Raw genomic sequence first — 20,260 nt, 5'->3', positions numbered from 1 at the left:
TGGAAGTGAGGGAAGCATAAATGAAAAAAAACCGCCTGGGATCATCGGATTTGCTGGTAGGTGAGATTGGTTTGGGATGTATGTCGGTCGGTACGGAGGAGCAGCAAGGTGTTTACTTGATTCATGAAGCGCTAGATAGGGGCGTAAACCTGTTGGATACGGCGGATTTGTACCAGCACGGACGCAATGAAGAAATTGTGGGTGCAGCGATCCGTGGACGGCGGCAGGAGGTCATCCTGGCGACCAAGGTCGGCAATCGGCGTCTACCGGGGCAGGAGGGCTGGGAATGGGACCCATCCAAGAAATATATTCTGTCTGCCGTCAAAGAGAGCCTGCGGCGCCTTGGAACGGACTACATCGACCTGTATCAGCTGCACGGAGGGACAATTGACGATCCGATGGACGAAACTATAGAGGCTTTTGAGCAATTACAGCGGGAGGGCGTCATCCGTTATTATGGTATTTCCTCAATTCGCCCTCATGTCATCCGTGAATATGTCAAACGCTCGAATATCGTTAGTGTTATGAATCAGTATAGTTTACTGGATCGGCGTGCAGAAGAAGAGGTACTGTCTTTGCTTCAGGAGCGGGGAATTAGCGTGATTGCACGTGGGCCTGTGGCCAGTGGTGTATTGACTGACGAAGGGGAAGGAAAGATAGCCAAGGGATATCTGGACTACAATGAAGCAGAACTACTGGACGTACGTAAGCAATTAAAGGCATTTGCAGGGGCGGACCGTCGTATGGGTCAGACAGCTATTCGTTATAGCTTGTCACATCCGACTGTTGCTGCTGTGATCCCGGGTGCAAGCTCTTTGGGACAATTGGAGCATAATATTTCTGCGGCGGATATTGCACCGCTAACCAGGCAAGAGCGGCAGACACTACAGCAAATCAGCCGAGCCAATCGTTATGATGCGCAATACCGCTAATCCGAGCAATAATAGGACAAGTGTCAAACATGTACCCATCCCAGTTGCAATTTATAAAAGAATCATTACAATATAAGAATAAGCTTCGGTTTATAATTCATATGTGAATATGGAGACGTTATAAATACACTCTAGGAGGGATCACGAATGGAACGCATCGAATCTCAGCAGCAATATCAGGATTTAATTAACGGTGACGGTCTGACTGTCGTGAAATTTGATACAACCTGGTGTCCGGATTGCAAGACACTGGATAAATTTATGGACGGCATTATTGAGGAAAACGCGGATAAGCGTTTCTTTGCGCTTGATGCAGAGAAATTCCAGCCGATTGCCGACGAAAATCAAGTGCGCGGCATTCCGAGTCTGCTCGTGTTCCGTAATGGCGAAAAAATTGCTCATTTGCACAGCAAATACGCTAAAACGCCAGCTCAAATTTCGGAATATTTGACTACGCTGGAATCCAAACAATAATCAGAACGCATGATAGGGATCGTTCAGTACGATCTATCCTTTCTGCAAAATAGTAAAAGGGATATCCAAGGCTGATCATTCAGATCCTATGGATATCCCTTTTTAGTTATTGGTTATGGGTACCAAACAATGGCTTATAAAATAATGAAAAAGAACACAGCCGCCAGCACGAAGCGGTAAATGGCGAACGTAGTCAGGCTCAAGCGTTTGAGCAGACCGAGGAATGTTTTGATCGCCAGCATTCCGACGATAAAGGCAGTAATAAAGCCGGCTGCGAACACTGGAAAATCACTCATAGACAGATGATCCATACTTTTGATCATATCAATACCCGATGCACCCAGCATGATCGGAACAGATACGAGGAATGTAAATTCCGCGGCTGCCGTATGGCTTACACGTGCGAATAGGCCCCCAGACATGGTTGAGCCTGAACGGGAGAAGCCTGGCCATAGAGCTAGGACTTGGAACATACCGATGGTAAATGCTTGTTTGTACGTGATCTCATCCAGCGTATGTGATCTAATAGGCGGATGAAATTTCTCAGCCGCGATCATGAGCAGGCCCCCGATCACCAAACTGTACAAAACCGTTTCAGGACCAAACAGGTATTGCTTAATTACATCACGGAACAGTACGCCAATCAGGCCCGCAGGGATCATGGCTAAAATAATATGTAACAGGTTTAGACGTGGCTGGCTCGAGATTTTGCGTCTGAAATCAAACAGGCTCAGGAATCTGCGCCAGTATAATACGACGACTGCCAGCACAGCACCTAATTGCACGATAACCTCAAACGTTTTGACCGTATCATTCTCTGTGTTTAATCCTAGAAGATTAGCCGTGAGGATCATGTGACCCGTCGAAGAGACCGGCAAAAACTCTGTCAGTCCTTCAATAATTCCCATAATAATAGAAGATAAAATATCCACTTTACTAGCTCCTCCTTACACGCGTGCAGGGCAAACGGCCTAAGTCGTTTGCCCTGGAAATATGTCATTTCAGTAGGAGTGAACGCAAGTGTCACAAGTGCAAAGATAAACGCTCAGGTCACACGGTTCACTCCCGGGAAGAAGTGTCCGATTCTGCTTCCAATTCAGATGCGGGGGATGTGTGGTGTAAAATAATCTCCACCCGACGAATACGATTTTTACCCATTTCACGAATGATAAATTTCACATCTTCTTCTATGAATTCCTTGCCCTGTCTAGGTTCCGGAACCCGGCTATACACCCACCCTCCGACAGTATCCACGTCTTCATCGTCCAATGTCAAGCCAGTCAGATCACTCAGATCGGAAAGCATCACTTTACCATCCATCAAATAACTGTTCTCCGTCAGTTTCTCGATTTCCTTCCGTTCATCCTTATCAAATTCGTCCCGAATTTCGCCAACAATCTCCTCCAAAATGTCCTCGATGGTAATGAGGCCGGAGGTTCCACCGTATTCATCGACCAGGAGAGCGATATGAACCTGCTCCTTCTGCATACGTTTTAGCAGCGTGTTGACGGGGATAACTTCTGGAACGGTCAAGATCGGTTGAATCAGGCTGTCGAAAACAAGCTCGGGATTGCGATCATACTCTAGGAAGAGCTGTTTGGTATTAATCATACCAATGATCTGATCCTTGCTATCTGTCGCCACCGGAAAACGGGTATACTGCTCTTCGTGAATAGTCAGCATGTTTTCTTGTAGCGAGCGATTCGTAAACAAGCATACCATATCTGTACGTGGCACCATAATTTCCTTGGCAACGGTCTCGTCAAAAGCAAAGATACGATTTACGTAGCCATATTCGGTGTTATTGATCTTACCACTTTCCACGCTTTCGGACAAAATGATCTGAATTTCTTCCTGAGAGTGCGCTTCTTCATGCTCACTAGCCGGTTGAAGACCAAACAGACGAACCAGACGATTGGCCGAGCCGTTAAGGAGCCAAATAAACGGATACATAATCCGGTTAAACCACACGATGACTGGAGAGGTTAACAGACTGACAGCTTCCGCTTTGCGGATCGCCAATGTTTTGGGAGCCAGTTCACCGATCACCACGTGCAGGTAAGTTACAATGACGAATGAAATAATAAAGGCCAGGATATGTGAAAAATCCCCATTGATGTTGAGCTGTTGAAAGAGAGGCTCCAGCAATTTGACTACGGTCGGTTCACCGAGCCAGCCGAGTCCCAACGCTGTAATCGTAATACCAAGCTGACAGGCGGACAGGTAGCCGTCCAGATTATTGACGACTTTTTGTAGCGCCAGTGCGTTTTTACGGTTCTCCACGACCAGCTGATCGACCCGGCTGGAACGGATTTTAATAATCGCAAACTCGGTAGCCACGAAGAAAGCACTAAATAAAATCAACACCGCAAACAAAAATAGACTGACACCTATACCCATATAATTTTCACTCATCCCTTTTTCGTTCAATTTTTTAAGGAACTCCATTTTAAGTTCACTTGAACTTATTTTAAGAACTTAAAAGGAAATATACAAGGTTCATATGGAATCGTAGCAGGTCACCTACCTCCAATTTACACGGAAAATAAGGCATAATAGAACCCGCACGGCTCATTGCTTCACTTTACAAGCCTAGTTTAAGGGCGTATGATGAGTTCAAATGAACTTGAAATGTAATAAAGGGAGGAAAGCAGATGGAGTCTTTTACCCTTACTCGTCGTGATATGGCCCATTTGCTGCTGGCCATGGAAGGTCGCCGCGAATTGCAGCCTTTGGCCGTTCTGCAGGATGCCTGGAGGCGCACTCATAGCCATCTCGCCCGCTCCGGGAGCACGATGCCGACATTTTTATACACCGACGTGACACCTGTGCTAGATAAAATCATCAAGGGTAAGCACAGCGCAGCCTTTTCGCTGCAGGAGATCGTTTCCCTGGGTCAACTGGTCGAATACAGCCATGTCTCACTGGCATCAATGCAAAATTGGGTTAAACGCGACTTCAAGGAATTTCTTGGCGCTCCGAAGATCGGCAAAAAATACTCGGTCAACCAGGCAGCTATATTGCTCATTGTAGAAGATTTAAAATCATGTCTTGATTTTGAATCCATTCGTCAGCTATTTCATATCCTGTTCCAACAACCCGAAGATGATACGGACGATCTGATTCAGCCGGTCGATTTGTACGCCGCCTATTCAACTTTGTTTGAGGAGCTGGATGCGAATGGAGACCAAATGCTCGATGTTGCTGGAGCAGGCTATGCAAAGGACAACGGAAATTCCATTACAGGACAGCAGCGTCAAGAAGGTGCGACAGAGGAGCTGCTGGTGCAGGCGGCTGATCAATACACCAGTCGTTTACAGCATTTGACCCCTAACCAGTGTGAAGCAGTGCGTAATACTTTGCTGGTGGCAGCAGTTGCGGTGCAAAATAGTTATTTTTTGTCCATGGCACGTCGGTATGTGAATGCGACGTTGTTTCTGGACTTCCAAGGGTAAATCAGGATTGGCACAGAAGCCAATCCTATTTTTTTGCTCTTTTTAGAGGATTGTCTACCCTTTTGGAGACTGAAAAAGTATACAAAAGAGGTATATACACTAAAACGCTGTCAAAGATACAATAAACATATATAATCCAGCAATTGGAAAAACTTTGAATATCTCTTCCAAAGCATCTGGATACACACACAGGAGGTAATGGCATGTCCGATGTCTCCATCATCATTTGTACCCGCAACCGGATCGAAGACCTGACACGCTGTATACAATCTATTGCAGTACAGCAGCAATTGGAGCATACGGCTGTAGAACTGCTGATTGTTGATGACGGCGATATTTCTGACCAACAGATCGAGCAGTACCGTCACATGGTATCCGGATTGCCTCAAAGCGTTTTGAAATATTATAAAAAAAGTCGTCCCGGCGTTTGGTTATCCCGCTATGAGGCCTTGTCCCTTGTGCGGTATGATATTGTGCTGTATTTTGACGATGATGCAGAACTGGACGATAAACTCTATATCCGGCGCTTGCTCGATACCTATGATCAGAATGAAACGATTGTGGGTGTTGGAGGGATTGCAAAGGGATTACATTCGAGCCGGGCAGGAAAGCTGCTGGGCGTTTTGACATTTCAGATGTCTTCATCCCTCGGCAAGCTCTCGCCTAGTAGTCTGGCAGGTTCTTTGCTGCGTTGGGGCGAAGCAACTGAGGTTTTCGATACAGAATTTTTCCATGGCTGCAATATGTCATTTCGGAGGGATGCGCTTCGGGACATGAAGCCGTATCCGTGGATGACCAGTTATGCCGTGGCTGACGATTTGTACATGTGCCAGCTGGCGAGCCGTTACGGCAAATTGGTTATCAATCCTGACTTAACCATCATTCATCATGAATCTCCAAGCTCGCGCGATAAGGCGGGCAAAGTAGCCAAGGCAACAGCGATTAACCACTATTATTTTCTTGCCTTGAAAAAGGCTGGAGTGATTCAGTATGGAGCCCTTTTATGGACCTTATCCTACTTGATGCTCAAAGAAACGCTGCGTCGCAATTTTAATGCCGCAGATGGATACAAGCAGGGGGTGTTGTTCATTCTGAACCCGCGTAAGCAAAAATATAACGAATATTTAGGCCCGGCGGTTCAGTAATCCGTTTTATACACATTGACAGGATAAAGGGGGAGTATGATGTTAAGCTTGTCCATTGCTCTGTGCACCCGAAATCGGGTTGATGATCTGACCCGATGCATCAATTCAATTGCCATTGGGGGAGCACCGGAGGCATGTGAAACCGAGCTATGGATTATTGACGACGGAGAACTGCCGAAGCATGTGCTGGAACGTTATGAGCGTCAGTTGGGCAGAGCGGGAATTACCTACCGATATCATCGTAAGGAGCAGCCGGGATTATGGTTATCTCGTGTAAAGACAGCTGAACTTGCGCAGGGTGACATCATTTTGTTCCTTGACGATGACGTTGAGCTGCCGAGCAACTACTTGAATGAGTTGATGCGTACCTATGAGGCTTACCCGCAGGCCGCTGGTGTCGGCGGTATTGCACAGGGAATGAGTAACAGCTTCATGGGAACGATTCGATGCTTGCTGTCATTTCAGCAGTCTTTGTCCAAAGGGAGGTTGTCCCTCAGCGGTCAGTCCGGCTCGATGTATAACTGGCATAAGGCCAAGAAGACGTTTAGAACCCAGTTTTTCCATGGCTGCAATATGTCATTTCGCCGTGAGGCGATTCGCAGTCTGGAGCCGGTACCTTGGTTGCAAAGCTATAGCGTAGGTGAGGATTTATTACTTTCGCGCATCGCAATGAAAAGCGGTCCGTTATACATTAACCCGGCGCTTACGCTGCTTCATCACGAATCGCCGTCCTCGCGCGACAATATGGAGCAGGTTACTTATATGCGGGTGATGAATCATATTCATTTGCTGCGTGACGAGGGATCTGGGCCTATTGGTTATGCAGCACTATACTGGACGACGTTGTATCAGATTTTGAGAGAAAAGCCCAAGAAAAATCATACTGCCATTCAAGGCTATAGAAGAGCGTTGAAAGCGATCTTTTCAAGTTCAAAGGAGCCTGTTGGCGGGCAGTTGCCTGAACGCAATTCCAAAAAAACGGTAGGCTGATGGAGGTGCGTCATAAGACGCGATTGAGCATAGAGACGAGAGGCTTAATAAGGAACAGGAGTTGGACGTAACATGAGCACATGGACAGCAGCAAGGAAAGTATTCACGGGTGACAGTCTCGCCAAAACGATCATGCGCACGAGCTTTAACAATTTTTTTGTGCTAATCGTCACGACCCTGACTTCCATCCTGACCGCACGTATGCTCGGAGTAGAGGGGAAAGGAGAACTGGCGGCAGTTCTGTTCTGGCCTACGCTGATCGGCAGTGTGTTGAGCTTCGGATTACCAACGTCGTTAATTTATAACATTAAGAAGAAAACAGGCACGACGGAAGAACTGCTGGCGTTGTCGCTCTGGATTCAGTTGCCTGCCAGCTTGTTGGCGGGAGCAGTGGCCTGGATATGCATGCCGCTGTGGCTGAATGGTTATGGTGCGGATATCATCCAGCTGTCCCAGCTTTATTGTGCGGCAGCCGTACCGCTGGCAGTGCTTACAGCGCTGACGACAGCATTGTCGCAAGGGCTGGACCGGTTTAGCGTATATAACGGTCTGTTGTTTTACTACCCGTTACTGAATTTCATCGGTCTGGTGACACTGTGGCTGATGGGCTTACTCAATGTGCAGCTGGCTGGAGCAGTGAATTTTGCCGCAAGTTTCCTTGCACTAGTGTGGGCGTTCCTCCGTTTGCGCAAGTATATGAATTTGCGTACTTTCCGCCCATTTACCAGCCGCCAAGTGCTTCGTCCTTATTATAGCTATGGAGCGAGGGTTTACGGGATGGAGCTGATGGGGACGCTGTCCACACAAACGGACAAAATCGTTATTGTGGCGCTGCTATCACCTAAAGCGTTCGGTCTGTACTCTGTCGTCTACGCCTTGTCTCGTGTGTTCAATGTGGTGCAAAATGCTGTCACTAACGTTACCTTTCCAAAGGTGACGGGGATGGAGCACAGCAAGATTGTCGAAACGGTAGGTCGTGCTTTTCGCATCTCTATGGCTGCGATGCTAATCGTCATTGTGCCTGCTCTCTTCATTGGACGATACATGCTGGGTTTGCTGTACGGCCCCGCTTTCCTGGAAGCATCGCTAACGTTCTACCTGCTGTCACTGGAATGTATCATTGGTGGCGGCTCATGGATTCTGGCTTCGGCCTTTAACGCGCTGGGACGTCCGGGACTGGTATTGTTCCGGCAAATTGTAGCCTATGCGATCACCGTCGGTCTGTTTTTTATTTGTACACCGATCTTCGGTCTGGATGGCATTGCGATTGCTTTGCTTGTAGGCGCTTGTGTTCGGTTGGCGTTCTCACTGTTCTCGTTCCCCATGTTTTTCAATGTTCCGCTATCACGGATCATTTTTGATAAAAGTGATATTACATTCGTCATTCAGACAATACAAAAGAAGCGCAGGAAGGGAGAACTGAAAGATGCCGAATTTGCATCCCATGGCTAAACTGAAAAATAAGCTGAGCGTCATTCTCGACGTAGTCCCCCAAGGTTCGAATATCATTTATGTCGACTATCCCGTCTATAATAACGGTGGGGATGTACTCATCATGAAAGGCACCGAGGCGTTCTTCAAGGATAATGGTATCCGTGTCCGTGCCCGTTATAGCGCTATGGATATTCCCGATCAGCTTCAAATTCCAGGTGACTGGATTATCGTGTGCCACGGCGGCGGCAACTTCGGCGATCTCTATTCAAATCACCAAAATTTGCGAGAACGCATCGTTCGCGATTTCCCTAGCCACCGAATTGTGATTATGCCGCAGACGATCCACTTTCAATCTGAACAGAAGGCTAATGAAGTCGCTGCCTTGTTCAATGCTCATCCGGATCTACATATGTTTGTGCGGGATACACGCTCTTATCAGTGGGCTAAGGACAAGCTGAACCAGTGCAGTATCACACTATGTCCTGATATGGCACACCAGCTCTGGCCATTGAAGCCGACTACGGAAACCGTGAAGGATGTATTGTATTTCCTGCGGACTGATATTGAAACGGTGGGTGGACAAAAGAAGTTCGATGACGAGGCAGATGCTGCTCACCGGCTGGACTGGGATACTTTGTTCACTCCGCTGGAAGTGAAGGGAATTGTCTATTTCCAGAAGTTTTATCGACTGGATAAGAAAATCGGTGGCCCTTTGCCTACGCGTACATTCTGGTACAAGTATACAGACCATCTCATGAACAAAGCGGTTACGCTGTTCAGCTCTTACCGAGAGGTTCGCACTTCACGGCTGCACGGTCACATTCTGGCCTGTCTGCTTGATATGCCGCACGTTGTCATTGACAATTCCTACGGCAAGAACTCGCAATATTATAATACCTGGACACAGCCGAATCCAAAGGCGCAGCTGTTTAGTGAAGCTCCAAGTGCGTTGGAGCAGCCATCTTAATAGTAAGAAAAGATACGTAGATTAATTTCAAAGGTATGATAACGGCAAAAAATCTCCTGACCACTTCATTGGTTAAGGGGGTTTTTCGTTTAAGGATATATAGAGCATCAGTATAATTGTTAATTAGATAAACCATTAAGGCAATGAATATTTAATGGCTTAAATACCGCTTCATTTTGACAATTCATTTCATGAATAGATATAATTTATGGGATAAAACTTGTAGGAATATTGGGAACCCCCTAACTTTTGCAGAATAACATGAAAGTATATTTATTTAAATGAATCGAGGCTGACGAATGAGTAATCAATCGATGGACATGCTTCTCACGAAGGATATCGTGCGTGAAGGTGAGTCTATTTTGCGTACGAAGGTTGAGCCGGTATGCTTGCCACTGTCTGAAGAGGATCTTCAACAGATGCAATGGATGCTGGATTATCTGAAAAATAGCCAAAATGAAGAGCTGGCTACCCGCTATGAACTGCGCCCGGGTGTGGGGTTATCTGCAAACCAGGTAGGTTTGAACAAAAGAATGTGTGCTATTTATTATGAAGATGGGGACAAAACGGTAGAGTATGCATTGTTTAATCCGAAGCTGGTCAGCCACTCCACGTCCATGATTTATTTGGAACAGGGTGAGGGGTGCTTGTCTGTAGATCGGTACGTAGCCGGATATGTACCGCGTTACGAAAAAATTCGTATTAAGGCCACTTTACCAGACGGAACACAGGAGCTATTGACTTTCAAAGGTTATGCAGCGATTGTCGTGCAGCATGAAATGGACCATTTGGATGGCATTATGTTCTATGACCGTATCAACCCGGAAGATCCGCATAAGCTGCCGCAGGGAGTGCATATCGAACCTTTTGTACGTAAATAGTTTAGGAATCGTAAAGTGTGGTGACTCCGTTCGCCACATTTTTAAATTTTGCAAAAATATAGATATAGAGGTTACGAAGCTTTAAACTGGAAACGTGTAGATTGTGATAGAGAATGTGAAAATACATAAAAATGTAAGCGCTTATCTTATGGGAGGGATGGTATGGATCGTGGAGTACGGCTTCTGATGAATAATATGCGTATGCGGAATAAGCTGCTGTTCTCCTACGTACTGATTGTCATGATCCCGGTGCTGGTGGTGGGCGGTTGCGTTACTTTTTATTTGCGAGAGCAGGCATTGAATAGTGCAATTGCCCAGACGGTAAACAATGTGGAAAAGATCAAGAGCCAGACAGCAAATTTACTACGTGTGCCAACGGATATTTCGAATGGGCTCATGTTCGATAAAAGGCTGAGGGAGATGGCGAACCGACGGTATCCGGGTATGGTAGAGCTGATGAATGCGTATCATCAATACAAGGATTTTAATGAGTATACTCAGCAATATAGAGAAGTTGCTACCATCCGGTTCTATTCGTACAATCCGACGCTTGTCAATAATCTGGAGTTTATTCCAGTGGACTCTAACATTGAGCGGCAGCAGTGGTTCCAGACGGCTTTGAAGGGGACGGCGATTAACTGGTTTTACATTCAGGATAAGGAAGATAACCCGGTTAATCGCCTGAGCCTGGTACGGCAAATTCCATTTCCCGAATACAATACCAAGGGAGTTCTGATGATATCGCTGAGCCAGACCGAGTTGAATCATATGCTGAGTAAGGAGCCTTTTGAAACATTGATTGCAGATCGTAACGGGATTGTGGTCGCAGCTACCCGTCCGCAGTCGGTGGGCCAGACGTTGAGCGATTTACATTTGGGCTTTGACGTCCAGCGTGCGGGTAAGGGAATATATGAAGCGAAAATCAACGGAATGCCCTCCAACATCATCGTGGATGAGCTGTTGCCCGCCTCCAGTGTGAGCGGATTTACGATTATTTCAGTGTTTTCGACGGAGCATATTGTACAGGGAGCCAACCGAATCAGCCTGATTGGTGCTTTATGTGTTCTTGCAGTGCTGGTTATGGCACTGATTCTGATCACCATCATTTCCTGGCTGATTACCAAACGACTACAGCGGTTGAGCTATGAGCTGGGTAAGGTAGCCGCGGGCGATTTTCATGTGGTATCGAGTGTGGAGGGAAGGGACGAGATCGGGGATTTATCCCGCCGTTTCAACTATATGGTGAGTAGTATTCGCCAACTCATGGCGCAGGTCTATGAGACGAGTGAGCACAACAACAGGCTGGAATTGGCACAAAAGGATATCAAGCTAAAAATGATGGCCAGCCAAATTAATCCGCACTTTCTGTTTAATGCGTTAGAGTCCATTCGAATGAAAGCACATCTGAATGGGGAAGCGGAAATTGCAACGACGGTGCGTTTGCTTGGCAGGCTGATGCGCCGGAATCTGGAGATTGGCAGTGGTAAAACGACGGTACTACAGGAGCTGGATATGGTGCGATCCTATTTGCAAATTCAGCAGTTCAGATTTGGAAATCGTTTGATCTATGAAGTGAATTTGGAAGAAAGCGCGACGGACATGTCGATTCCTCCCTTAATCATACAACCGCTGGTGGAAAATGCAGTCATTCATGGCCTGGAAAATAAGGAAGAGCCAGTTACCGTGAAGGTAGATATTACAATAGAACAAAGAGAGTTGAAAATTAAAGTAGAAGATGACGGGATCGGCATGGAAGCTGGGCAACTGACCCGTCTGCTAGATCGGATCAGGGGGGCGGATGAGCCGGAAGGGAGCAGTATTGGCTTGCGTAATGTACATCAACGTCTAACATTGATGTACGGCGAACATTATGGACTGCATATTGAAAGCGCATTACAAGTAGGAACAACCGTATACTTTTCCATACCAAGGGAGGAAGAGTCGAATGTATAAAGCAATGATTGTAGATGATGAACCTGCGATTCGTGAAGGATTGTCCTCCATTATTGACTGGGGGAATTGTGGCTTCCGTATTGTCGATACGGCAGGGAACGGGCGCGAGGCTCTGGATAAGTTCGGAGAGCATCGACCGGAGCTGGTCATTGTAGATATTCGTATGCCCGGGATGAGTGGACTGGAGGTCATACGAAGCATACGTGAAAAGAACGGAGAGCCGTTTCATTTTCTCATATTAAGCGGATATGCAGACTTTGATTATGCACGGCAAGCCATGGGCTTCGGGGTGGATGGCTATCTACTGAAGCCAGTTGATGAGGAAGAAATGACGACAGAGTTGAAACGGGTATGGCAAAACATTGAGGACGAGAAAGAAGACGGCAAATGGGGAAGTCCGCCTTCCCATGAGCGTAATTGGATCGAAGCACTATTGTTTCCGGATCATCGAGAGCATGCTCGTAATGCTGTGGAAAGCAGTGATTCTCTTCACAGAGCATCCAAGCAAGCTGAACATCAAAGCGGTAACGGAAAACATGGACAACAGCCCGCGTTACCAGCCTTGGACTGGAGTAGCTATCAGGTTATTCTGCTGGATTTACGTATTCCTGACTGGGATCGGCAAGCTCGGCTGGCGGCAGCAAAGCAGCGGCTAACAGAATTGTGCCATGAGCCGGGCAGAGGTATCGTGTTTGAGGCTGGAATATATATGGGTCTTTTGCTTCCCGCCACGTTAAAAACGGAGAAAGATGCTGTTCAGTTACTGGCTGCTTGGCGACAGGAGCTAAAGCCGTGGGCAAAGGAAATTTATGTGGCTGCCGGTGATCCTGTAGCCATTCTTAACGACATTCCCAGATCTTTTGAGCAGGCACTACGATTGTTAGAACGTACGTTTTTGTTCCGGGCAGAAAGAGCCATGCTTTCCGGAGACCTACACGAATTGGAGACAGTCGAGACTGAAAGGAGTGGAGCGTCTGATAGTGCCACAGATGATCCCCTACGTTATGCAGAAAAGCTGTACTATGCGCTAGATATGGCTAATAGTGAAGCTGCAACCCGTGTCATTAAGGAAATGGAAGGCCAATTTCCACGGATTTATCGCACAGAATCTGCAATCAAGGCGGCGTTCGCCCAAACATTCACACTGGCGTTGAACAAGTATGCAGCCGCACAGGATCACAGCCGAACCGTGCTGGAGGAGCACTCCAGCTTTATAACCGATGTATATGCTTATTCCACATTGGCCGAGCTGGTGGATCACTCGCTGGAGCATGTGTTGCAATGGATTGGCCAGACTGAATCTGGTGGCAAGGGCATCATCATGAAACAAATGATTGACTTTATACATAGTCATTATGATGAAAATTTGCGACTGGAGTTACTGGCAGATATGTTCAATTACAATAGTGGCTATTTGGGCAAACTGTTCAAAAGTCATACGGGCGAGGCCTTTAATGCCTACCTGGATAAGGTGAGGATTGAGCGAGCAAGAGAATTGCTTGCTCAAGGAATTAAGGTGCACCAGGTGGCGGAACGCGTAGGATATGCGAATGCAGATTATTTTCATAGTAAATTTAAAAAGTATGCTGGAATGTCACCTTCCTCCTACCGTAATCGGGTTCAAAAGAACGGAGGAATAGATGGCTGTTGATAGAATCCCTAGGTTTAACGCTATGAAGTCTCTCTTACAGATGTCGGAGGTACGACCTCCGAACGAAGAGAGGCTCTTTTTTATGGTGAAAAAATAGATAGATCAATCGAAAATGTCACATTTATTATGTAGTTTAGGTCGTTTTCATCAAATCGCCACCATTATGACACAGCTTTGACACGATGTTCACATTTTCGATTCTATTTCATTTAATTTTATTCTATATAATGGGGATAATCTGAAGCCGGATCATGACAACCATGGTGAAGGTAGTTGAGTGAGTCATTTTTCTAAAAAATGACCGCTGCATATGTAAGAATGTGAATACTATCACAAGTATAGAGGACTTCAGATTACAGACACTATAAATCATTGTTAAGAGAAGTGAGGGGGAGGAGCAACATCATGGACGTATTGGATTTGGCACGGTTGCAGTTTGCAACCACAACGATTCTTCACTTTGTTTATGTGCCGATCTCCATTGGATTGTCGTTATTGGTGGCAATTATGGAGACTATGTATGTTGTCAAGAAAAATGACTTGTACAAAAAAATGGCTCAATTCTGGGGAACGTTTCTGCTGATTAATTTTGCATTGGGCGTAGTCACCGGGATTTTGCAAGAATTCCAGTTCGGGATGAACTGGTCGGACTTTTCCCGTTTTGTCGGTGATGTATTCGGTACTCCGCTGGCGATTGAAGCGTTGCTTGCATTTTTCCTGGAATCGACCTTTATCGGATTATGGGTATTTGGTTGGGAAAGATTGTCCAAAACGGTCCATTTAATCTGTATGTGGTTGGTATCTATTGGTACGATGTTATCGGCATTGTGGATTCTAGCTGCTAATTCATTCATGCAGCGTCCAGTAGGATATGAGATTCAAAATGGACGTGCAGAAATGAAAGATTTTGCTGCTCTGTTAACGAACGAACAACTGTTATGGGAATTCCCACATACATTGTTTGCTGCTTTTGCAACGGGGGCATTTCTTATCGCGGGTATCAGTGCATGGAAGCTGATGCACAAAAAGAATATGGACTTTTTTAAACCTTCTTTCAAATTGAGCATTATTGTTGCCTTAATCAGTGCCATTGCTATTCCTTTGTTTGGTCATGGTCAGGCTCAATATTTAGTGAAAACACAACCGATGAAGATGGCTGCCAGTGAGGGCTTATGGGAGAACAGCGGTGACCCCGCTCCTTGGACAGTTATCGCATGGATTGATCCTGGGAAAAAGGAAAATACCTTTGAGATTAAAGTTCCTTTTGCTTTGAGTTTCCTATCCTATAGTAAATTTACCGGCTCTGTGCCTGGTATGAATGAGCTGCAAGCCCAATATGAAAAAACCTATGGTCCGGGTGATTATATCCCGCCAGTACGTACCACGTTCTGGAGCTTCCGCATTATGATTGCGGCGGGATGTGGCATGATTGCACTCGCTTTATATGGAGCTTACCTGACGTTCCGTAAAAAGCTGGAAGGTTCACATCGCTGGTTCTTCCGTCTTATGATATGGGGGATATCCCTTCCATTCATTGGGAATACTGCTGGTTGGATCATGACCGAAATAGGTCGCCAACCGTGGACTGTATTTGGTTTGCTTCAAACAAAAGATTCTGTTTCGCCTACGGTTGTGGCAGGAGAAGTGCTGTTCTCGTTCATCTCATTTACCACATTGTATTTAATTTTAACAGGTGTGCTGGCATTTCTGTTTTACCGTACAGCTCGCAAAGGTCCAGATATCGAGCCACATCAGCAAACGGTAATTCATGATCCATTTGCCCAAGGGGGTGACAATAATGACGCTAAATGATTTATGGTTCTTATTGATCGCAGTGTTGTTTACTGGTTTCTTTTTTCTGGAGGGCTTTGATTTTGGCGTGGGGATGGCCACAGGATTGGTACCGCGCAATGACCAACAAAAACGTTTGATGATCAATACGATTGGTCCATTCTGGGATGCCAACGAAGTGTGGCTGATTACAGCAGCAGGTGCGATGTTTGCCGCTTTCCCGCATTTTTATGCAACTATGTTCAGCGGATATTATCTGGTATTTGTCTTTATTTTGCTAGGTTTGATCTTGCGTGGAGTTTCTTTTGAGTTCCGCGGCAAGGCTGAAGGGAAATGGTGGACAGGAACGTGGGATGCCTGCATTCTGATTGGCAGCTTTCTACCGCCGATGCTGTTCGGTATGGCTTTTGCGGCTTTGGTGAAAGGTGTACCTATTCAGCAAAACATGGATTTGAAAGCTGGGTTCTCCGATGTATTCAATGGATACACCGTATGGATTGGACTGACAGTGGTCGGAATGTGTCTAATGCACGGGCTGACGTTTATTTCCCTGCGGACGATTGGAGAAGTACGGGATCGCGCTCGTGTGATCGCGTCCAAGTTTCTTCCGGTATTGGGTATTTTACTCGCGGGCATGGTGGTATGGACTTATTTTGCAACGGATTTATTTGCACGTCGCGGTCCCTTTATGTATGCTGCGGTTGCGGTGGGAATTGTCGCCTATGTGCTGACATGGTACTTCCTGAAACAGCGCCGCGAAGGATGGGCCTTCGGGATGACAGGTGCAGTGATTTTGCTGACCTTCGTTTCGTTATTCGTCGGTTTGTTCCCAAGATTTATGGTGAGCTCGATTAACAGTGCTTTTGATTTAACGATTTATAATGCAAGCTCCAGTCATTACACACTGAAAGCCATGACGATTGTTGCAGCAACGCTTTTACCCTTTGTGTTGGCTTATCAGGCATGGAGCTATTTTGTTTTCCATAAGCGTCTCAGTGAGAAGGATCATTTGGAATACTAATGGATAAGGCATGGTTTGAATTAAAGGGCATTCGGCCAGTGATGCTGCTACTGGCTGCCCTTTCCCTGCTCCAGGGGGCCGCTGTGATTGCGCAAGCAATCTTCTTAGCAAAGGCTGTTACGATTTTATTTGATAAAAATCCGCTGGTGATGGCTTGGCCGTCGCTGGCGTTGTTTTTCGCAGCTTTTGCAATGAGGCATACGGTGATCTGGCTACAACGCCGGACAGCCGGCCGTTTTGCCGAAGCTTCAGGCGCTTCCTTACGGGAGCGTCTGCTTGCACGTTTGTTCGAACGGGGGCCGGGTTTTGCAGCGCAGGAAGGCAGCGGCAAGTTGGTGACGCTAGCGCTGGACGGTATGGATCGTTTTCGCACGTATTTGGAACTGTCTATTCCTCGTATGATTGACATGATGGCTGTAACTATACTTGTGCTTGTGTATGTTTTCACATTGGATGTCATTTCAGGTGTGATTTTGACGACTACGATGCCAATCTTGGTAGGCTTCTTTATTTTGCTCGGCTTGGCGGCGCGGAAGCAGGCAGACAAGCAGTGGCGTTCCTATCGTCTGTTATCTCATCATTTCACGGATTCGCTGCGTGGACTTCAGACACTAAGGTTTTTGGGTCGTAGCCAAGAGCATGGGGAAACGGTTGGGAAGGTCAGCGACCAATACCGCACGGCAACGATGCGCACGCTGCGAGTAGCGTTTCTTTCCTCATTTGCCCTCGATTTTTTTAGTATGCTATCGGTCGCTTTTGTCGCGGTAGGCTTGGGTCTGCGCCTGATTAGTGGCTCGGTGGGTTTGGAGGCAGCACTGGCGGTGCTTATTCTGGCACCAGAATATTTTATGCCTATACGCCAGTTAGGGTTAGACTATCATGCTTCACTGGATGGTAAGGAGGCTTGGGGAGCAATCCGCTCCATTCTCAGTACAGAAGATGATGCGATCGAGCCGAATATACAGGCAGCTAACGATAAAGGATTGGACATCACGGGACAGGATATTCTCGAGCTGTCTGATGTATGCCTCCTTAATGAAGACGGTTCCGCCCGGCTTGAACATGTGTCTGCACATGTTGAACCGCACATGAACATGATTGGCATCGTTGGGGCTAGCGGTGCAGGTAAAACGACGCTGCTTAGTCTGCTTGGCGGCTTTGCTGATCCGACTTCGGGCGAGCTGCTCCTGAATGGATGCGGATTGGCTGGGGATGCCAAAGCCGAATGGCAGCGTCATATTGCCTATATTCCACAGCATCCATACCTGTTTAGCACTTCTTTGGCAGATAATATCCGCTTTTATGAACCGGAGGCATCCAACCAGCAGGTAGAGTGGGCGATTGACGCGGTTGGACTGCGGGAACTGGTAGACGGTCTTCCGGGTGGATTGAATGAACCCATTGGTGAAGTAGGCCGGACACTGAGCGGAGGGCAGGCGCAGCGGATTGCATTGGCGCGGGCATTGCTCAGTAATCGTCCGGTCATTTTATTGGATGAGCCTACGGCGCATCTGGATATTGAGACAGAGTGGGAGCTAAAACAGACGATTTTATCGGTTTTGAAACACAAAAGAGTGTTTCTTGCCACTCACCGGCTTCATTGGATGCCAGATATGGACTGTGTCTGGATGATGAATCAAGGCCGTCTGGAAGAAGTAGGCTCCCATCAACAATTGATTGCCCGTAAGGGGGCATATTACCGATTGCTGACGGGGATATCGGAAGGAGGGAACGGACGATATGAGAGTAACGGACAATAGCAGACAAGGCTGGTTTGTGACGTATCTGAGACAATATTTTTGGGCCTTTCTGGTAGCTGCTCTTTTGGGCGCATTGGCCATTGGATGTGCGGGCGCGTTGCTCTTTACGTCCGGTCATCTGATTACTCGTTCGGCCTTAAAACCGGAAAATATATTAATGGTGTACGTTCCAATTGTGCTTGTGCGAACATTTGGCTTTAGTAAAGCGGTTATTCAGTACCTGGAGCGCTTGGTAGGACATGATGCCGCACTGCGCCTTGTGTCCCGTATGCGGGTGCGCTTATATCGGGCAGTGGAACCTCAGGCGCTGATGATTCGCAGCAAATTCCGTACAGGGGATCTATTGGGATTGCTGGCAGAGGATATTGAGCAGCTTCAAAACATCTATCTGAAGCTAGTTCTGCCTGCGCTATCGGCTTTGCTGATTTATGCAGCAGGCATCTCAGCGCTCGGACGGATGGACGGAACCTTTGCCTTGCTCATGGCGCTATATGGCGGATTTTTGCTTTTTATTGCCCCAGCTATCTCACTATGGACCTCACTCGCCAAACGGCGAGTGTTCAAGCAGGAACGGAGTAAAGCCTATCAGGAGCTAACGGATGCTCTGTTCGGCATGAGTGATCTGGTGCTGAGCGGACGGACTGGGCATTTCCTGAGTACCTTTACACAACGGCACAATAGGGCTGCCGTGATGGAAAATTCACTTCGCCGGAGCGAGTGGCGTTCTCATTGGATCGCACAATGCGTTGTAGGTGGCGGGGTTGTGATTATGACTGTGTGGGCCGGGGGACTGGTAGCACAGAATCGTATAGAAGCCACATGGCTGGCATCCTTTGCTCTTGTGGCTTTTCCATTGCTGGATGCCTTCGTTCGCGCTGGAGAAGCGGTGGTTCATGCGCCGGAGTATCAGGATTCACTTCGACGGTTAAAGGATTCGGAGAAAGACACACCTACACCGGGAGCAGGCGGAACAGCAGACATTCTAGAGGAACAGGCTACCGCTATGCGATTGGGCCACGGAGGAGACCTGCTGCTGAACAACGTAAGCTACCGCTATGCGGCAACGCAGGAATGGAACGTGCGTAATATCTCCCTGCACGTACCGCAGGGGGGCAAGGTTGCATTGCTTGGCCGCAGTGGTGCGGGCAAGTCCACGCTGCTGAACCTGATTCAGGGAGCATTGCAGCCTGATGAAGGGAGCGTCACTGTCGCAGCGATTCCCGTATATACAGGTGGAGCATACTCCAGTTTATTTTCGGTGCTAAACCAGCAGCCGTATTTATTCGATACAACGGTAGCTAACAATATTCGGCTGGGACGACCCGATGCTACGCTGGATGAGGTTCGTGCAGTAACAGAGCAGGTAGGGCTTGGAACTCTAATTGATTCTTTGCCGGAGGGCTACGATACCCGAATGCAGGAGACGGGGCTTCGTTTTTCCGGTGGAGAAAAACAGCGAATTGCACTGGCGCGGATTTTGCTACAAAATCACCCGATTGTTTTACTGGATGAGCCGACGGTGGGGCTTGACCCGCTGACAGAGCATGAGCTCATGCAGACGATGTTTCGTGTGCTGAAGGGCAAAACATTGATCTGGATCACGCATCATCTGACGGGAATGGAGCATATGGACGAGGTGATCTTTATGGAACAGGGCACCATTTCCATGCGGGGCAGTCATGAACAGCTGTGGCAGGAGCAGCCCCGATACCGCAACCTGTATGAGCTGGATCATCCGAGTCTGTGAAATAGGAATAGATTGACCTAAGCAAACTTATAGCCCTCAACACATTTTGTGCTGGGGGC

The 20,260-nt window shown here is 47.2% G+C and carries 16 protein-coding genes; 14 read left to right on the top strand and 2 right to left on the bottom strand.

Going from position 1 to position 20,260, the window contains the following annotated elements; genetic code table 11:
* Nucleotides 1–20: 20 nt before the first annotated feature.
* On the top strand, nucleotides 21–932 hold the full coding sequence (locus C1T21_RS11045; RefSeq protein WP_103048285.1) for an aldo/keto reductase: 912 nt from the start codon (nucleotides 21–23) through the stop codon (nucleotides 930–932).
* A gap of 147 nt (nucleotides 933–1,079) precedes the next feature.
* Nucleotides 1,080–1,406, top strand: coding sequence for a thioredoxin family protein (locus C1T21_RS11040; protein WP_025721930.1), 327 nt, complete (start codon nucleotides 1,080–1,082; stop codon nucleotides 1,404–1,406).
* 134 nt (nucleotides 1,407–1,540) lie between these two features.
* On the opposite strand, the gene bacA is transcribed toward C1T21_RS11040, so the two are convergent.
* Together bacA and C1T21_RS11030 are read right to left on the bottom strand one after the other, a co-directional pair.
* Nucleotides 1,541–2,338 (bottom strand): undecaprenyl-diphosphate phosphatase, encoded by a 798-nt coding sequence (gene bacA / locus C1T21_RS11035; RefSeq protein WP_103048284.1) that lies wholly within the window; start codon nucleotides 2,336–2,338, stop codon nucleotides 1,541–1,543.
* A gap of 127 nt (nucleotides 2,339–2,465) precedes the next feature.
* Complete coding sequence (locus tag C1T21_RS11030; RefSeq protein WP_039273784.1) at nucleotides 2,466–3,836, bottom strand: hemolysin family protein; 1,371 nt, start codon at nucleotides 3,834–3,836, stop codon at nucleotides 2,466–2,468.
* A 224-nt stretch (nucleotides 3,837–4,060) separates the two neighbouring features.
* Between C1T21_RS11030 and C1T21_RS11025 the strand changes: the two genes are divergently transcribed.
* The 12 genes from C1T21_RS11025 to cydC all read left to right on the top strand — a co-directional run bounded on the left by C1T21_RS11025 (nucleotide 4,061) and on the right by cydC (nucleotide 20,201).
* Nucleotides 4,061–4,861, top strand: coding sequence for a DUF1836 domain-containing protein (locus C1T21_RS11025; RefSeq protein WP_103048283.1), 801 nt, complete (start codon nucleotides 4,061–4,063; stop codon nucleotides 4,859–4,861).
* A gap of 203 nt (nucleotides 4,862–5,064) precedes the next feature.
* Nucleotides 5,065–6,006 (top strand): glycosyltransferase family 2 protein, encoded by a 942-nt coding sequence (locus C1T21_RS11020; RefSeq protein ID WP_103048282.1) that lies wholly within the window; start codon nucleotides 5,065–5,067, stop codon nucleotides 6,004–6,006.
* A gap of 39 nt (nucleotides 6,007–6,045) precedes the next feature.
* Nucleotides 6,046–6,996, top strand: coding sequence for a glycosyltransferase family 2 protein (locus C1T21_RS11015; protein ID WP_103048281.1), 951 nt, complete (start codon nucleotides 6,046–6,048; stop codon nucleotides 6,994–6,996).
* Between the two features lie 72 nt (nucleotides 6,997–7,068).
* Nucleotides 7,069–8,448 (top strand): lipopolysaccharide biosynthesis protein, encoded by a 1,380-nt coding sequence (locus tag C1T21_RS11010; RefSeq protein WP_103048280.1) that lies wholly within the window; start codon nucleotides 7,069–7,071, stop codon nucleotides 8,446–8,448.
* Nucleotides 8,423–9,397, top strand: coding sequence for a polysaccharide pyruvyl transferase family protein (locus tag C1T21_RS11005; RefSeq protein ID WP_103048279.1), 975 nt, complete (start codon nucleotides 8,423–8,425; stop codon nucleotides 9,395–9,397). The genes C1T21_RS11010 and C1T21_RS11005 overlap by 26 nt, the downstream gene beginning before the upstream one ends.
* A gap of 299 nt (nucleotides 9,398–9,696) precedes the next feature.
* Entirely contained in the window at nucleotides 9,697–10,278 is a 582-nt protein-coding gene (def, locus tag C1T21_RS11000; RefSeq protein WP_103048278.1) for a peptide deformylase, read from the top strand.
* Nucleotides 10,279–10,440: 162 nt separating this feature from the next.
* Nucleotides 10,441–12,231, top strand: a complete 1,791-nt coding sequence (locus C1T21_RS10995; protein ID WP_103048277.1) for a cache domain-containing sensor histidine kinase — start codon at nucleotides 10,441–10,443, stop codon at nucleotides 12,229–12,231.
* Nucleotides 12,224–13,882, top strand: a complete 1,659-nt coding sequence (locus C1T21_RS10990) for a response regulator transcription factor (RefSeq protein WP_103048276.1) — start codon at nucleotides 12,224–12,226, stop codon at nucleotides 13,880–13,882. The genes C1T21_RS10995 and C1T21_RS10990 overlap by 8 nt, the downstream gene beginning before the upstream one ends.
* 405 nt (nucleotides 13,883–14,287) lie before the next feature.
* A complete protein-coding gene (locus tag C1T21_RS10985; RefSeq protein ID WP_103048275.1) occupies nucleotides 14,288–15,694 on the top strand; it encodes a cytochrome ubiquinol oxidase subunit I in 1,407 nt (468 codons plus the stop codon).
* Nucleotides 15,681–16,694 (top strand): cytochrome d ubiquinol oxidase subunit II, encoded by a 1,014-nt coding sequence (cydB, locus tag C1T21_RS10980; RefSeq protein ID WP_103048274.1) that lies wholly within the window; start codon nucleotides 15,681–15,683, stop codon nucleotides 16,692–16,694. The genes C1T21_RS10985 and cydB overlap by 14 nt, the downstream gene beginning before the upstream one ends.
* The gene (gene cydD / locus C1T21_RS10975) at nucleotides 16,694–18,454 is read left to right on the top strand and encodes a thiol reductant ABC exporter subunit CydD (protein ID WP_103048273.1); all 1,761 of its coding nucleotides are present in this window, start codon (nucleotides 16,694–16,696) and stop codon (nucleotides 18,452–18,454) included. Before cydB ends, cydD begins: the two co-directional genes overlap by 1 nt.
* Nucleotides 18,435–20,201, top strand: a complete 1,767-nt coding sequence (gene cydC, locus C1T21_RS10970) for a thiol reductant ABC exporter subunit CydC (RefSeq protein ID WP_103048272.1) — start codon at nucleotides 18,435–18,437, stop codon at nucleotides 20,199–20,201. Before cydD ends, cydC begins: the two co-directional genes overlap by 20 nt.
* Nucleotides 20,202–20,260: the final 59 nt, after the last annotated feature.

This window comes from Paenibacillus sp. F4 (assembly GCF_002894905.1).
GTDB classification, from domain to species: Bacteria; Bacillota; Bacilli; order Paenibacillales; family Paenibacillaceae; genus Paenibacillus; species Paenibacillus polymyxa_B.
This window is presented reverse-complemented; position numbering and strand designations above follow the sequence as displayed.

Bases quoted from the DNA above. Each gene is read 5' to 3' on its own strand.
- cydD (WP_103048273.1), top strand. From the start codon at position 16,694: ATGGATAAGGCATGGTTTGAATTAAAGGGCATTCGGCCAGTGATGCTG.
- C1T21_RS10995 (WP_103048277.1), top strand. From the start codon at position 10,441: ATGGATCGTGGAGTACGGCTTCTGATGAATAATATGCGTATGCGGAAT.
- C1T21_RS11025 (WP_103048283.1), top strand. From the start codon at position 4,061: ATGGAGTCTTTTACCCTTACTCGTCGTGATATGGCCCATTTGCTGCTG.
- C1T21_RS10985 (WP_103048275.1), top strand. From the start codon at position 14,288: ATGGACGTATTGGATTTGGCACGGTTGCAGTTTGCAACCACAACGATT.
- C1T21_RS11020 (WP_103048282.1), top strand. From the start codon at position 5,065: ATGTCCGATGTCTCCATCATCATTTGTACCCGCAACCGGATCGAAGAC.
- C1T21_RS11045 (WP_103048285.1), top strand. From the start codon at position 21: ATGAAAAAAAACCGCCTGGGATCATCGGATTTGCTGGTAGGTGAGATT.
- C1T21_RS11010 (WP_103048280.1), top strand. From the start codon at position 7,069: ATGAGCACATGGACAGCAGCAAGGAAAGTATTCACGGGTGACAGTCTC.
- C1T21_RS11040 (WP_025721930.1), top strand. From the start codon at position 1,080: ATGGAACGCATCGAATCTCAGCAGCAATATCAGGATTTAATTAACGGT.
- C1T21_RS10990 (WP_103048276.1), top strand. From the start codon at position 12,224: ATGTATAAAGCAATGATTGTAGATGATGAACCTGCGATTCGTGAAGGA.
- cydC (WP_103048272.1), top strand. From the start codon at position 18,435: ATGAGAGTAACGGACAATAGCAGACAAGGCTGGTTTGTGACGTATCTG.
- C1T21_RS11005 (WP_103048279.1), top strand. From the start codon at position 8,423: ATGCCGAATTTGCATCCCATGGCTAAACTGAAAAATAAGCTGAGCGTC.
- cydB (WP_103048274.1), top strand. From the start codon at position 15,681: ATGACGCTAAATGATTTATGGTTCTTATTGATCGCAGTGTTGTTTACT.
- C1T21_RS11015 (WP_103048281.1), top strand. From the start codon at position 6,046: ATGTTAAGCTTGTCCATTGCTCTGTGCACCCGAAATCGGGTTGATGAT.
- def (WP_103048278.1), top strand. From the start codon at position 9,697: ATGAGTAATCAATCGATGGACATGCTTCTCACGAAGGATATCGTGCGT.